Source organism: Acinetobacter sp. P1(2023), from assembly GCF_028367635.1.
Taxonomy (GTDB): Bacteria; Pseudomonadota; Gammaproteobacteria; order Pseudomonadales; family Moraxellaceae; genus Acinetobacter; species Acinetobacter pittii_E.
In genome coordinates, this window is record NZ_JAQNDD010000004.1 from 23,198 (window position 1) to 38,295 (window position 15,098).

Below are 15,098 nucleotides of genomic sequence, written 5' to 3' on the forward strand. Positions count from 1 at the left end.
AGTATTCCTATTACTTGCTATATGTCTGTAATCGTGTGGACTGGAATATTTTGTGTGGCGCTTAAGGACTTAGAGTTTCGACTATTACGGAAAACTAACTGTTGTAGAGGTGCAGCCAACTGACTTTCTGCGCGTGCTTGTTCAATCATTTGATGATACGGCGATTTTCCACATACAGGATCGGCATTAGCCGCATCTCCAGTCAGCATATAGGCCTGACAACGACATCCACCAAAATCACGATCTTTATCTGGGCAACTACGGCACCCTTCCGGCATCCATGCATCGCCACGGAAATGATTAAACCCCGTTGATTTGTACCAGATATCTGACAATTTATGTTCGCGGACGTTTGGAAATGAAATCGGCAATTGTCGTGCTGCGTGGCAAGGCAACGCCATACCGTCTGGAGCAACTGTAAAGAAGATTTTACCCCAACCATTCATACAGGCTTTTGGTCGCTCTTCATAATAATCAGGTACTACAAAAATGAATTTGCAAGGATGATTTTGCGCTTTTAATTTTTCTCGATATTCATTGGTAATCCGTTCTGCACGGGTCAGTTGCTCTTGGGTTGGTAATAGACCTTGGCGATTTAAAAAAGCCCAACCGTAAAACTGACAAATTGCTAACTCAACTGTATCTGCATTAAGTTCTAGGCAAAGTTCAATGATTTGTTCTATCTGGTCAATGTTATGTCGATGAATAACAAAGTTAAGCACCATTGGGTAATCATACTTCTTAACTAGTCGGCACATTTCATACTTTTGTTCAAAAGCATGCTTTGAACCTGCTAAGGCATCATTTACCACAGGGTCACTCGCTTGGAAGCTCACTTGAATGTGATCTAAACCCGCTTGCTTTAAATCAGCAATGCGTTGTTCGGTAAGGCCCATACCCGAGGTAATTAAGTTGGTATAAAAGCCTTGTTGATGAGCATGTGCAACGAGTTGTTCTAAGTCCTGACGTACCAGCGGTTCACCGCCAGAAAAACCAAGTTGAACAGCACCCATCTGACGTGCTTGATCAAAAACATCGAACCACTCTTGGGTGGTCAGTTCATTTTTATGCTGAGCGTAGTCTAATGGATTTGAGCAATATGGGCATTGTAGCGGACAACGATACGTGAGTTCCGCTAATAACCATAAAGGTAGGCCAACACCTTCTGTCATACTAAATCAATCCAGTGTTGTTGCTTTGCGACTAGCATGTAATCCACTACATCCTGATCAATTTCAGCAATATCACCAAATTTTTGCTTTAAATGAGCAATAATTGCAGAAACATTTTGCTGCCCATCAATATATTGTCCGATTGCCCCTGCACTTTCATTTAACTTAATCATGCCTTCAGGATATAAAATCACAAAACCATTTTGAGCTGGCTCGAACTGAAAACGGTAACCTTGTCGCCATGTCGGCACAAGGTTTAAATCAAATTGCTCTTTATTCATTTAAATAGTCCTTTGTGCCAAACCCGTTTACTTGTCACACTGTGATACGGTGCTTCATTGTGAACATATGCCAAAGTTAAAGCATCTAAAATGCTCCATAAAATATCCAGCTTAAACTGCAATATTTCAAGCATTCGTTCTTGTTGCTCAAAAGTTGTAAATGAATCAAGCGTAATTGTTAAACCATGTTCAACATCACGGCGCGCCTGACTTAAACGAGAACGAAAATATTCATAGCCTTTATCATCAATCCATGGGTAGTGCTGCGGCCATGAATCAAGACGTGATTGGTGAATTTGTGGGGCAAAAAGTTCAGTTAACGAGCTGCTTGCTGCCTCACGCCATGAGGCACGGCGTGCGAAATTTACATAGGCATCTACTGCAAAACGGACACCAGGTAATACGAGTTCTTCAGAAATAACTTGTTCACGACTCAAGCCCACAGCTTCGGCTAATCGTAACCATGCTTCTCGACCACCGCCATCAGGATATTCACCATCTTGATCGATCATGCGTTGAATCCATTCTTGACGGACTCGTTGGTCAGGGCAATTTGCCATAATGGCCGCATCTTTAAGCGGTATATTAATTTGATAGTAATATCGGTTTGCAACCCAAGCCTGAATTTGTTGCTGGGTGGCTTTACCTTCATACATCATCACGTGAAATGGATGATAGATATGATAATACTGGCCTTTTTCGATAATGGCTTGTTTGAATTGCTCGGTCGTTAAAGCTTCAGGTGTTTGAGTCATGTTTCACCTTAGAGTTCAATCTGCATGCCATCATAGGCAACCTCTACCCCATTTGCTTTAAGCTCAGCAAACTGGCTAGAATTTTCATTTAAAATTGGATTGGTATTGTTAATATGAATCAGCACTTTTTTAGGTGTACTCAGCTGATTTAGATAAGACAGTGAACCACCTTCGCCACTAATATATAAATGCCCCATTTCACGGCCAGTTTTCGTTCCAACCCCTGTTTGTTGCATTTCATCGTCTGTCCAAAGCGTACCATCAATCATGACGCAGTCTGAACTCTGCATAATCTGCATGATTTGATCGTCAATTTTTCCAAGACCCGGTGCATAGAACAACTGTTTTTGTGTCTTATGATCTTTGATAATTAAAGCAATATTGTCACCGTCATGTGGGTCATGTCGATGCGGTGAATATGGTGGTGCAGCACTTTTAATAATTAAAGGTAAAAATTCTAAATTTTCGAAACCATCAACTTTAAAGGCTTGCGTAGGATTAATCTCATGGTATTGAAGACCGCCATTCCAGTGTTTGAGCATATTAAAAACAGGAAAGCCGCTCGTTAAATCTTGGTGGACCATTTCTGTACACCATACATTCATTGGACAACCTTCACGTAAGGTTAAGAGCCCAGTGGTATGGTCTAGCTGACTGTCCATTAAAATTACGCTCGTTATTCCTGTATCACGCAATTTACGTGCTGGTTGAGCTGCTTTAAATTCGAAAAGTTGCTGCCGAATATCAGGTGATGCATTTAATAAAACCCAGTCTGTCCCATTTTCAGAAACAGCAATTGATGATTGAGTACGGGCTTTGGCTTGGATTGTACCTGTGCGCACACCATGACAATTCGGGCAATTACAATTCCACTGCGGGAACCCGCCTCCAGCAGCTGAACCTAAAACATAAATATACATAAAATTAATATCTTATTAGAAAGAGATAAGCCCTAGAGCAAGACTAGGGCTTATAACATATTTGGATGAAACTGATTAACGTGCTTCGAAGTACATAGTAACTTCAAAACCAATGCGTAAATCAGTAAAAGCTGGTTTAGTCCATTGCATAGATTATCTCCGGTTCATATTAATCTTATGAAATGAATCACTTGATTAAGATTTTAAGGCAATTAAAAATTTATTCTAAATAAAAAAAATGGGTTTGTAGACCACCCCTAGCTAAGATATTGTTCGATAATTGTGTTTTTTGTCCAAATTTTAATATTTCGAACATATTTGCTCATTGAAGGTTTCATCAAACATTCATACTAAAAGCGTATTTTTTATGCGTCTTAATTGATCAAATGATAAAAAAATGAAAAATTTAACAACACTTTTTAAAGTAACAACACTTTCTCTGGCAGTAACGTTATTGGCGGGATGTAATGACGATGATGATAATGACACAGCACCACCTGCCCAAAGAAGCAATCAAACTGTAAATATTTTAGCTTTTAATGACTTTCACGGCAATCTTGAACCCCCTAAGCGTTATGTTGAGGCACCAAATCCAAATGATGCTGCTCAATCTGTTCGTATTCCTGTGGGTGGAGTGAGTTACTTTGCCGATGCGATTAAAAAACTTAAAGCAGAAAATCCAAATAATGCTGTGGTTTCGGCGGGCGACTTAATTAGCGCTTCTCCTCTAACCTCTTCTTTATTTTTAGATGAACCGACCATTGAAGTCATGAATGATATTCAAATTGACTTTAATGCCGTCGGTAACCATGAATTTGACCGTGGTACAGATGAATTACGCCGTTTAAAGAACGGCGGATGTCGGCAATATACCAGCACTGCCCCATGCCAAATTAATAAAAACTTTAGTGGTGCGAAATTTGATTTCCTTGCTGCCAACGTAGCAATGAAAAGTGATGCCAGCAAAACAATCTTTCCTGCTTATAAAGTCAAAACTTATGGTGGAATTCCAGTCGCATTTATTGGTTTAACCCTTAAAGCGACCCCAAGTATTGTTTCTGCTGCTGGTATTAAAGACGTTGAATTCCGTGATGAAGCAGATACGGTAAATGCCTTGATTCCTGAGTTGCAAAAACAAGGAATTGAAGCCATTGTCGTAGTTGTGCATGAGGGCGCAGCGCCAAGTACTAAATTTAATGAGAAAACATGTGATGGTTTAAGCGGCCCGATTTTAGGAATTTTGGATAAGCTTAATCCGGCAGTTGATATTGTTGTTTCAGGCCATACACATCAATCTTATATTTGTGACTATTCTACAAAAAATCCGGCGAAACCGTTCTTACTTACTTCGGCTGGACAGTATGGCACACTCATTACTGACATCAAGGTTGAGCTAGATGGTAAAACTGGGGATGTGATTGAAAAAGATGCTAAACAAGTTCCTATACAAAGTGAGGCCTATACGTCTGGTACAACCACTGTAAGCCTTACAGACCTCTATCAAAAATTTAATAAAACCCCAAGTATTGAAGCCATTTTAGATAAATACCGCCAAGCTGTGACCACCATTTCTAGCCGTGTGGTTGGAACTGCAACAGCAGTGGTAAGTCGTACTCAAGTCGAAAGTGGGGAAAGTCCGCTCGGTATTATGATTGCCGATGCTCAACAAGCGGCTGCATTAAAGGCAAGTAACCAAGGCTCTGATTTTACCTTAATGAATCCAGGTGGTGTACGTGCTGATCTGCTCATCAATAGCAGTAACCAGATTACCTTTGGTGATGTTTTTGCAGTTCAACCTTTTGGTAACTCTATTGTGACTTTGAGCTTAACTGGCAAACAGATTAGAGATGTGCTTGAGCAGCAATGGTCAGGTGCAAATGCAAACTCAGCTAGAATTTTACAGCCGTCTAAAGAATTAACTTATCAATATGCGGCAAATGCGGCTGTTTCACCAAGAGCAAGTAACATCATGGTTGCTGGTTCACCATTGGTTGACACTAAGTTATACCGCGTGACTGTAAATAGTTTCTTGGCAGATGGAGGTGATAACTTCACCGTATTAAAAGATGGTCAAAACCGTGTAGGTGGTGGTCAAGATATTGATGCCCTTGAAAGCTATGTCGCTAAGAATTCACCTTTAATTATTCCAGCTACAACACGTATTAAAGTCATCAAATAGTAAATTTAATAAAAAAGGACAGTTTAGGCTGTCCTTTGGTTTTTATTCGTAGTTCTTATTCTGTATAGAGATTAAGTTCAATACTACTGATATTGGTTCCTGTATTCGCAAAAATAACATCTATGACCTCATGCAGTAGCTCTTTCACTTTTTCATGTTCATAGCTAGTTGCTTCTGCGGTTTTTAGACAAATCAAGTTACAGCTCATTTTATCTTTTCTGATCTTATAAATACTTTTACTTTTTCCTAAGAACACCCTTTTGATGAGCTTACGATTTTCAAATTCAGATAAGATTCGATAAATTGTTCCGAGCGTAATTTTATGTTCATTTTTAATTTGCGCATAAATACTCACAGCGCTTAAGCCTTGCGGATTTTGATTTAAAATTTCAAAAACCTGTATTCTTGATTTTTTTATGGGTAGTCCATTTAATAATGATTTTGAAGTTGCCGTCATGATTAATTAGCCTTAATGTTGAGAAGTATAGAAATTTTTAAAATTATTTTGTCTATACTTACCTGAAAATTATCGATATTTTTACATTAAAAAGCAAAGCCTATTCCCCTATGAATAGGCTTTGCCCTTCGTTTTACCTTAGAAACTATAAGTCGCTTTTACAAAATAATTACGGCCATAAAGTTTGGTATTAAAGGTTTTATTTTTATCTTCCAGATCAACATCGGTCAGGTTTTTTACACCATAGTCCAATGTTAAGCGTGGTGAAAGTGGTGAAGTAAATGTCACGTCATAAGTGGTATAAGCTGGTAACTCTTTAGTTGCGGAGTACATTTGCTTACCAACGTAGCTTACCCCTGCATTTACACGGAAGTCTTCAACGGGTGACCAAGAAATTGAACCATTAGCCAGCCATTCTGGTCGTTCAGTTAAATCTTGACCTGTCGTTTTATTTTTTGCATCAAGGTAAGTGGCATTTGCCTTAACACCTAAATTATCTGTGAAATCATAACCACCTGTAAGCTCAACACCTTTAAGCTCTGCACGACTTACATTAGTCCAGATTTTTCTAAAATCACCCACTAAACGCGGGTCTCCATCACTTAATGTAATGGCTTCGATCAGGTTTTTCACATCATTTTGGAAAACGGTAACACCAGCATTCCAGTTTGGACGGGTTACAATTAAGGATGCTTCATAGTTGGTGCTTTCTTCTGGCTCTAAGTCAGGATTGCCTCGAATGTGACAACTACCACCACATGAAATCATTGAGTAATTGATGTCTAACTGTGCAGGAGCCGGAACTTTATAAGCTTGGCCTACACCACCTTTTAGCACAACACCTTCCGCGAGTTCATAAGACAAATAGGCTTTACCAGTCGATTTACCATCGAAGTCATCAAAGTCGTCGTAACGGCCGCCTAAAGTTAAAGTCAGTGCATCATTAATATGGGTATCGTTTTGAACAAATACTCCATAACTCTTCTGCTGGTTTTTTCCAGTGCCGATATAGCTCACAACGTCTGTAATTTTTTGGTCTTTATAATCAAAACCTGCTGTAGTGTTATTCATCAGCCAATCAAAGTTAGCGAAGGCACGACCAATTAAATTTTCTTGCTTATATTGACGGTTTTGTGGCGCGTCATATTCGCTATCGTAGTCAGAAATTTTAGCTGTTTCTTTACCAATGTAAGCTTCTGTTTTACCCCAACCCCATTTTCCACGGTGAGCAATTCCCACATTGGTTCGTTTCATTTCTGATTCTTGAATTGAAGTTGCCGCATCTTGGGTCAGCGGGCGTTTATCGTTGTTATAACCCAAATCCAGGTCTAAAGTTTGTTGGTCATTAATATTCCAACTTAATATACCGTTTACGTTTTTAGTATCTTTTTCTACAAAGTAAGCCCCATTTGGATCTGGTTTGCCATTTCGGTACCATGCATCACGGTTATAGGCATCTCCTGCCAAAGTAAAACTTAGATTGTCAGTTAAACCGCCGTATAAGTTAAATCCGTAACGGAATTGCTCTTTACCATTTCCGCGGTCTGCTCGATTATATTGGCCAAAGACCGAACCATGCAGCTGCCCATCTTCGGCTTTCTTGGTAATAATATTGATAACTCCGCCCATGGCATCTGCTCCATAGAGCGACGACATTGGTCCTCGAATGACTTCAACACGTTCAATACTATTTAAAGGGATTGCACTCCAGTCAAAGTCATTACCTCGCCACATAGCACCATTAGATGACATGCGCTTACCGTTAAGTAGGATAAGTGTGTAGTTTCCCGATGTATTTAGCATTCCCCGTATAACGATTTTATCTTGTCCGCTGTTGTAGTTATAAACCCCAGCTTGTTTTTGTAAAACATCAGCAAGACTGAGCGCCGCACTACGTTCAATCTCTTCACTCGTGATCACACTAATGGATGCAGGTGCTTTATCTACATCTTGTTCTTTTAATGCAGCGGAAACCACAATCGTTTTAAGTTTTTGAACTGATTCATTATTACTCGGCTGTTCACTATCTGTATTTGCTTGAACTGCAAACGGAAGCAGTGTTGAGATGGCGACCACCAGCGCCTTTTTAGTTAACGTCATTTCTCGGCCCTTATTCTGGATAATAATTACCATATGATAATTGTTATCATTTATGATGTGCCGAGCATCATATACTCATGACTTTTACTGTTCAAGATAAAAATAATTATTAGTTATATAATGATAATCATTATTGTTTATGCTTTAAAAAAGCGTTACCATGGCACTTTCGTGTGCCTAAAAACCGATTTAAAACAATCTTAAAGTAGACATAACAATGCTCTCTCGATTTTTTATCTACCACCCTATCTTTGTTTCTGTCATTGCAATTACTATTCTTATTTTTGGTTTTTTTGCCACTTTAGCCATGCCGGTCGAACGCTATCCAAACCTTGCACCACCCGGTGTCACTGTTGTCGCGAACTACCGTGGTGCAGCTGCTGACACTGTAGAAGAAAGTGTGACCCAAATTTTAGAACAACAAATAAAGGGTCTGGATAATTTGCTGTACTTTACATCCCATAGTGAATCGTCCGGAACGAGCAGCATTGATATTCATTTTAAAATTGGCACAGATATCGATAAAGCACAGCTCCAAGTACAAAACCGAATTAATAGTGCCTTAAACCGTTTACCTGAGGAAGTTCAAAGACAAGGCGTAAACATATGGAAGACCACGGGCGATATGCTGCTGATTGTGGGGCTATATGATGAAACTGGTAAAACCAGCAATATTGATTTGTCTGATTATATGGTGAATCACTTTGAACAACCTTTAAGTCAATTACAAGGGATTGGTGAAGTTGATGTTTTTGGTTCAAGTTATGCCATGCGCATTTGGTTAAACCCAAATCAGCTTAGAAATTACCAACTTGTGCCGAGTGATATTGAAAAGGCCCTCGAAGATTATAATACCCAAATTGCTGCTGGTTCGATTGGTGCAATGCCCTCTGCTTCTGATCAAAATATTTATGCAAAAGTAAAAGCAGGTTCGCGCTTAAAAACAATTGATGACTTTAAATCGGTGGTGGTTAAAGCAAATGTTGACGGTAGTCTTGTTTATTTAAAAGATGTCGCGAGAGTCGAGTTAGGCGCAGAAAATTACGAAAGTATTAATACACTTAATGGCTATCCGTCGGCAGGTTTAGGAATTTCTTTAAGCCCCGATGCCAATGCAATCGAGACTTCTGCTCTTATTAAAGAAAAAATGGCTCAGCTTAGCCAACATTTACCAGCGGGATATAAAGTTGTTTATCCACGAGACAATACGCCATTTATCGAAGAATCTATTAAGCAGGTCATGATCACTTTGCTTGAAGCAATCGTACTTGTCGTTATTGTCATGTATCTCTTTTTGCAAAATTGGCGTGCAACTCTTATTCCAACCATTACCGTTCCGATCGTCATTAGTGGAACATTTGTAGTGTTATATCTCTTTGGGTTGAGCATTAACACGCTTACGCTATTTGCACTGGTTTTAGCAATTGGATTATTGGTTGATGACACGATTGTAGTCGTAGAAAACGTTGAACGTCTCATGCACGAACAACAGCTAAGTGTACGTGAAGCTTGTTTGATGTCGATGCAAGAGATTAGCGGTGCATTGGTGGGTATTACGCTGGTCTTAACCGCGGTATTTATTCCAATGGCTTTTTTTAGTGGTTCGACCGGTATGATTTACCGTCAGTTTTCTATTACATTAGCAGCAGCGATGTTGTTATCGCTATTTGTAGCCATGACCATTACGCCAGCAATGTGCGCAGTTCTATTAAAAAAACAGCATAAAAAACCAAAATGGGGACAAATGCTTGAGCTTGCTCTTGAAAAAGTCAGATCAGCTTTTAGTTTTTTATCGGTTCGCTTAACTCAATTTAAAGTATTTTCCAGTCTATTGGTTGTGGGTATAGCGGTTATTTTATTTATGATTTACCGCAGTTTGCCTACAAGCTTTATTCCAAATGAAGATCAAGGACTGCTGGCTGTGCCTTATAGTTTGCATAACAGTGCTTCAATGAGCCAGACGGAAGAAGTTGGAAGACTCGTCAATAATTATTTTTTTGAACATGAAGCCAAAAATATTAATACCGTACTGGTCGTGAATGGACAAAACTTTTCAGGGAGCGGTCCAAATTTGGGTATGGCCTTTGTTTCGCTTAAACATTGGAATGAGCGTAAAGGAGAAACTAATACGGCGAGTGCTATTCGTGAACGTGCCCAAGCATATTTACAAAAGAACTTACCCGCTAAAGTCATGGTAGGAATGCCGCCAAGTGTATCTGGTTTAGGTCAGTCTGATGCTTTAGAGCTTTGGCTTAGAGATGTAAATGGTCAAGGGCGCGATGAATTAATTAAACAATATAAAGCTTTAGAAAAAGAATCTCAGAATTATTCGGCCTTTGAAAATCTAAGTCCTCTTGTGAGTGAAGATAAAGCCGAAGTATTTATTCAACTCGACCAAAATAAAGCCAAAATGTTAGGAATTGACCAACAAGCAATTCGTTCAACCCTTTCGACGGCTTGGGGTGGAAACTATGTGGGCGATTTTGTTGAACGAGGTCGAATTAAGAGAATCATTATGCAAGGCGATGCAGAATTCCGTTCTAAACCCGAAGATTTAGCATATTGGCATGTGCGAAATAACTCGGGTGGTATGCTTTCTCTGGCCCATTTTGCGCAAAGTCAGTGGACAGGTGGCCCAGAAGCTCTTACCCGATTTATGGGACTAGCTGCCATTCAACTCGAAGCCAATGTAAGTCCAGGCTTTAGCTCAGGTCAGGCAATGCAACAGTTAAGTGATATGGTCAGTAAACAATCTGGTATAGATGTCGCATGGAGCGGTCTTTCATTACAAGAGCAACAATCTAGCCGCCAAGCAATTTATTTATATCTTATTTCTATTTTGTTTATTTTCTTATGTTTGGCTGCCTTGTATGAAAGCTGGAAAGTTCCTTTTATTATTTTATTAGGGCTTCCCTTAGGTATTACAGGCACTATTATTTTTGCTTGGATTTTTAAGTTACCTAACGATGTTTACTTTCAAATTGCCCTATTAACAGGTATTGGTTTATCTTGTAAAAATGCGATTCTCATTGTTGAGTTTGCGACTCAAGCACTCAAACAAGGAAAAAGTAAAATCAATGCAGCAAGTGAGGCTTTGAAACTGCGTTTACGTCCGATTTTGATGACATCTCTTGCCTTTGGTGCGGGTGTAGTTCCTTTAATTTTTGCAACTGGTGCAGGCGCTGCGAGTAGATATGAAATTGGAATGAGCGTATTCGGTAGTGTTGTGTTTGGTACATTACTGGTACCGCTATTTACTGTGTTCTTCTTTGTTGTGGTTCATAGTTTACCGAGTTTTCAGTGGTCAATGAGCAAACCATGGTTGAGCCGAACTTTGAGATTTAACAGCCGTATAAAAAAGAATAATACCTCCTTTTAAAGATTAAAATAAAAAATGGCAGATATTAAATCTGCCATTTTTTTATTCTTTAAATTTAAGCTACGAGCTTATCAATCCAAACTTCTAAGGTTGGTTGTTCAGCTAAATCTTCAAAACTCACCTGTGCGCCGTAAGCTTGCCATTTACCCACTAATGTCATGAGTCGTACCGAATCAAGCCCAAGCATGAGCAAATCATCATTTAACTGAATGTCTGATGCAGGAATCTGAAGCTGTTCGCTCACCGCCAAAACAATACCTTCTTGAGTGAGAGGTGACGCCGCTTGTTCAAGCGCCCAAGCTCGTGTGACCTGTTGAGTTGTCATCACTTGCCCACAACGTGTACTTGTGTATTTTAAAGCCATATCGTGTTCTTCACGGCTAAAATCAGCGAGCGCATCTCCACATAAGAACGGCTGGATATTTAGCATAAAGGCTTCCGCTGCACTCATAAGGCAGCCAATATGAGCATAAACACCACAAATGATGAGCTGGTCGCGGTTTGACTCACGCATGAGTTGTTCAAGTGGAGAAAACTTAAATGCGCTATAACGCCATTTTGTTAAGACAGTATCATTTTTTTGAGGAGAAATTTCCGGCAAAATTTGAGTGATTTTCGGATCATCTTTTAGGCCAGTTCCCCAAAAGTCAGTTAATAACTGGCGATGTTCCGGTGTCTGGTTACCAGGCTGTGCCGTATAGACCACAGGGATATTAAACTTACGCGCAGTTTCAATCAGTTCTTTGGTATTTTTAATAAGCTCTGGAATAGGCGCTTGAGTTTGATCATAAAAATCTAAAAAATATTGCTGCATATCATGTACTAATAAAACAGCGCGATTGGTATGCAACTGCCAAGATGTTTTATTCGCCGTAAATTCGTGGGCTTGTGGCATGCTGTAACTAGCAATTTTAGGAATACTCATCAAATTTTTCCTTTTTTATCTTTAAGCAAGAACATTGGTATTAGTTTCAAGTTGTTGACGTAATCTTTTTTTGTCGATTTTTCCAAAGGCCGTATATGGGAATTGCTCGATAAATTCGACCCGATCGGGAATTTTGTAGGTAGCAAGTCCATAGTCTTTCAGATGTTGACGAACTGACATTGCAAGACGAATTTGGCTTGGGTCATCACTTTGTGTTTGCCATGCAACAAAGGCACAGCTTTTTTCCCCCATAATCTCATCAGGCATAGCAACTAGTGCTGCTAAGCGAATTTGTGGGTGAGTTAATAAAGCTTGTTCAACCTCTTCAGCCGCAATTTTTTCACCAGCGCGATTGATTTGTTCTTTTGAACGCCCTTCTACCACAATGCAGCCATCTTCGCGAATACGCACTAAATCACCTGTTCGATAAAAACCATCTGGTGTAAAAGAACGTGCATTGTGTTCTGGTGCTTGATAATAGCCGCGAATGGTATAAGGCCCACGAGTCAGCAAATGCCCTACTTCTCCAGCGTCTACTGGCTGATCGTTATCATCTAGCACCAAGATTTCATCATCTTGTGAGATTTTTAAACCTTGGGTATGAATGATTTGCCCTTTCGTCATGTCAAAACGGGTGTAGTTCACCAGTCCTTCAGCCATACCAAAGACTTGTTGTAGATTGACTTGAAATTCATCAATTAGGCGTGAGGCAATGGCATCGGGTAAACGTGCTCCTCCGACTTGCAAACAACGTAAAGTCGATAATATTGAATCTTGATCTTTCGCTGCTTTATCCATCCAAGGTCGAACCAAAGCAGGAACTAAACAGGCATCGGTTACGCCGTGTTTCTTGATTAATGAAAAAGCAGTTTCAGGGCTTGGATCAGTTCCTAAAACCACAGCTCCGCCCGAATAAAAAATGCCTAAAGAACCGGCCGAGCTCATTGAAAAGTTATGTGCCGCGGGTAAAACCATGAGTAAGCGTGATGACTGATTGAGACGGCAGATTTTCGCGCTTTCGCGTACGCTATATAAGTAGTCGTCATGGGTACGTGGAATCAGTTTAGGAACACCAGTACTTCCACCTGAAAGTTGTAAGAAAGCAACCTGATCTGCCGTAGTAGGCGAAATCGCTGTATCCAAAATACTGGTTTCTTTTAATAGATCTTGAATGGCTATAAATTTGCCGGCATTTCCAAGTACAAATACATGTTCTAAGCAAGGAGCAGTTTCCTGAAGCTTTTCGGCGAGCTCTCGGTAGTCAAATTTTTGTGCACCAAAATCAGCGCAGAAATAAGCTTTTGCTTGAGTTTGTTTGAAAAAACTACTGAGTTCTGCAAAGCGATGTGCTGGTAAAGACATCACAGGTAAAGCACCAAGCCGAATTAGTGCAAAAAATAAAATATAGAACTGATAGTGATTCGGCATTTGTACAACCGCTTTGTCACCCGCTCTTAGTCCATGTTGATATAAGTGATTTGTACAGTAATCCACTAAATGATCAAACTGAGTGTAACTGACGGCTTTATCCCCATCATATACCGCAATATTTTCTGGGTATTTTTGAGCACTTTCACGCAAGAAATCACTCAAGTTTTGCCCAAGCCAATAACCTTTTTTACGGTAAATCTCAGCAAACTCTGCTGGATATGGCACGGCGCCATCCAGATAAACCTGTGTTGTCATGTGTTTGGTCCTTGTAGTGGCAAATGATTGGGTGAAATCTGGAATCCATCCAGTACAGTACGAAATTTAGCGGCAGTTTCAGCATGTTCAGCTTGCGGACTAGAAGCTTCCACAATCCCTGCACCAGCAAATAAACGGGCAATATTTTGATAAATTCGGGCACAGCGAACAGTCACCGACCATTCACCATTACCTTGTTCATCTGCCCAGCCCATAGTTCCTGCAAATAATTCACGGTTAAATGGTTCAAGTTGTTGAATTAATTCTTTAGCAATTGGACTAGGCTCTCCACAAATTGCAGGGGTTGGGTGTAAGTGTTCAATTAAGTCAAAAACATGGGTATCGGCTTTCTTAAGTTCGCCGGTGATATGGGATGCCAAGTGCCAGAGGCGTTTGGTACGAATGAGGGATGGTTGTTTTGGTACTTGTAATTGCTTGCAAAAAGGTGTGAGCTCATCGGCAATCATTTCGATGACGAGTGCATGTTCACGTTGATCTTTTTGTGAAGCCAGTAATGCTCTGGCATTGTTTTGGTCTACGGTTGGGTCATCATCACGAGCCAATGTACCGGCAACCGGTTTACTCCAGATTTTTGTATTTTGCTTTGCAATTAAGAGTTCGGGGCTTGCGCCGACAAACCATCCTTCACTTTGAGGATCTCTTGCCACTGCATAGTTATAGCCTTCGGGATTATGCTTAGCTAAGTTATAAAATAAGTCTGAGACGGGAATATTTTGTTCAAATTCAAGTTGTAAAATACGAGCAAGTACGGCTTTATCGAGTTTTTTTGCTTGCATTTGTTGAACTAAATACTCAACTTGCTGTTGGTAATGTTCACCTAAAGGGAAATAATCCGCCTTTTCTAAAGATAAAAAACTAAAATCAATATCAGATTGTGCATAGAGTACTTTCTGATAGATTTTTGCATTTTGCATGAGCATTAAATTGACATCGGCTGCCGAGCAAAATGGTAGTCCTCCCATAATTTTGACGTCTTTATAACCGTCATTTATTGCATGCTGTAATTGAGTTCGCGCTTCATCTAACCAATCTTTTAAAAGGCTATTTTTAGCGACCTGAATATCTCGTAATTTTTGATGACTATTGATGGTGTATTCTGGCGTGGTAAAAATAAAACCTGCGTCATTTCCACAATTTAAAATTTCTTGCGCTAGTGCAACGCGGCTTTCAGTAAAATTTTCTCGTTGGATAAAATACGGATGCTGTGCCGACATCTCGCACCT

General features: G+C 39.9%; 12 protein-coding genes and 1 pseudogene. 2 read left to right on the plus strand and 11 right to left on the minus strand.

Annotated elements, in window-relative coordinates; genetic code table 11:
• Window positions 1-17 precede the first annotated feature (17 nt).
• From pqqE to pqqA, 5 genes are all read right to left on the minus strand, one after another.
• Window positions 18-1,172, minus strand: a complete 1,155-nt coding sequence (pqqE, locus tag POD11_RS07140) for a pyrroloquinoline quinone biosynthesis protein PqqE (RefSeq protein WP_262456793.1) — start codon at window positions 1,170-1,172, stop codon at window positions 18-20.
• Complete coding sequence (gene pqqD, locus POD11_RS07145) at window positions 1,169-1,453, minus strand: pyrroloquinoline quinone biosynthesis peptide chaperone PqqD (RefSeq protein ID WP_239977341.1); 285 nt, start codon at window positions 1,451-1,453, stop codon at window positions 1,169-1,171. Before pqqD ends, pqqE begins: the two co-directional genes overlap by 4 nt.
• The gene (gene pqqC, locus POD11_RS07150; protein WP_239967718.1) at window positions 1,450-2,208 is read right to left on the minus strand and encodes a pyrroloquinoline-quinone synthase PqqC; all 759 of its coding nucleotides are present in this window, start codon (window positions 2,206-2,208) and stop codon (window positions 1,450-1,452) included. The genes pqqD and pqqC overlap by 4 nt, the downstream gene beginning before the upstream one ends.
• Window positions 2,209-2,216: 8 nt before the next feature.
• On the minus strand, window positions 2,217-3,128 hold the full coding sequence (gene pqqB / locus POD11_RS07155) for a pyrroloquinoline quinone biosynthesis protein PqqB (RefSeq protein ID WP_016145248.1): 912 nt from the start codon (window positions 3,126-3,128) through the stop codon (window positions 2,217-2,219).
• A 75-nt stretch (window positions 3,129-3,203) separates the two neighbouring features.
• Window positions 3,204-3,278 carry a pyrroloquinoline quinone precursor peptide PqqA gene (gene pqqA, locus POD11_RS07160; protein WP_001982218.1) on the minus strand — a complete coding sequence of 25 codons (75 nt, stop codon included), beginning with the start codon at window positions 3,276-3,278 and terminating at the stop codon, window positions 3,204-3,206.
• A gap of 247 nt (window positions 3,279-3,525) precedes the next feature.
• Here pqqA and POD11_RS07165 point away from each other — a divergent pair, with 247 nt between their 5' ends.
• Window positions 3,526-5,307 (plus strand): bifunctional metallophosphatase/5'-nucleotidase, encoded by a 1,782-nt coding sequence (locus POD11_RS07165; protein ID WP_262456794.1) that lies wholly within the window; start codon window positions 3,526-3,528, stop codon window positions 5,305-5,307.
• Window positions 5,308-5,362: 55 nt separating this feature from the next.
• Here the strand turns inward: POD11_RS07165 and POD11_RS07170 are convergent, their stop codons facing one another.
• Complete coding sequence (locus POD11_RS07170; RefSeq protein WP_005305185.1) at window positions 5,363-5,764, minus strand: transcriptional repressor; 402 nt, start codon at window positions 5,762-5,764, stop codon at window positions 5,363-5,365.
• Between the two features lie 138 nt (window positions 5,765-5,902).
• Window positions 5,903-7,864, minus strand: a complete 1,962-nt coding sequence (locus tag POD11_RS07175; protein WP_262456795.1) for a TonB-dependent receptor plug domain-containing protein — start codon at window positions 7,862-7,864, stop codon at window positions 5,903-5,905.
• A gap of 217 nt (window positions 7,865-8,081) precedes the next feature.
• Here POD11_RS07175 and POD11_RS07180 point away from each other — a divergent pair, with 217 nt between their 5' ends.
• Window positions 8,082-11,243: a multidrug efflux RND transporter permease subunit gene (locus tag POD11_RS07180; RefSeq protein WP_262456796.1), complete on the plus strand. Its 3,162-nt coding sequence runs from the start codon at window positions 8,082-8,084 to the stop codon at window positions 11,241-11,243.
• Between the two features lie 55 nt (window positions 11,244-11,298).
• Here the strand turns inward: POD11_RS07180 and POD11_RS07185 are convergent, their stop codons facing one another.
• From POD11_RS07185 to POD11_RS07200, 4 genes and pseudogenes are all read right to left on the minus strand, one after another.
• Window positions 11,299-11,487 carry a phosphopantetheine-binding protein gene (locus POD11_RS07185; RefSeq protein ID WP_235823111.1) on the minus strand — a complete coding sequence of 63 codons (189 nt, stop codon included), beginning with the start codon at window positions 11,485-11,487 and terminating at the stop codon, window positions 11,299-11,301.
• 30 nt (window positions 11,488-11,517) lie between these two features.
• A pseudogene (locus POD11_RS07190) lies at window positions 11,518-12,168 on the minus strand (isochorismatase family protein); the annotation flags it as partial.
• A gap of 21 nt (window positions 12,169-12,189) precedes the next feature.
• Window positions 12,190-13,854, minus strand: coding sequence for a (2,3-dihydroxybenzoyl)adenylate synthase (locus tag POD11_RS07195; protein ID WP_262456797.1), 1,665 nt, complete (start codon window positions 13,852-13,854; stop codon window positions 12,190-12,192).
• Window positions 13,851-15,089, minus strand: coding sequence for an isochorismate synthase (locus POD11_RS07200; protein ID WP_262456798.1), 1,239 nt, complete (start codon window positions 15,087-15,089; stop codon window positions 13,851-13,853). Before POD11_RS07200 ends, POD11_RS07195 begins: the two co-directional genes overlap by 4 nt.
• Window positions 15,090-15,098 lie beyond the last annotated feature (9 nt).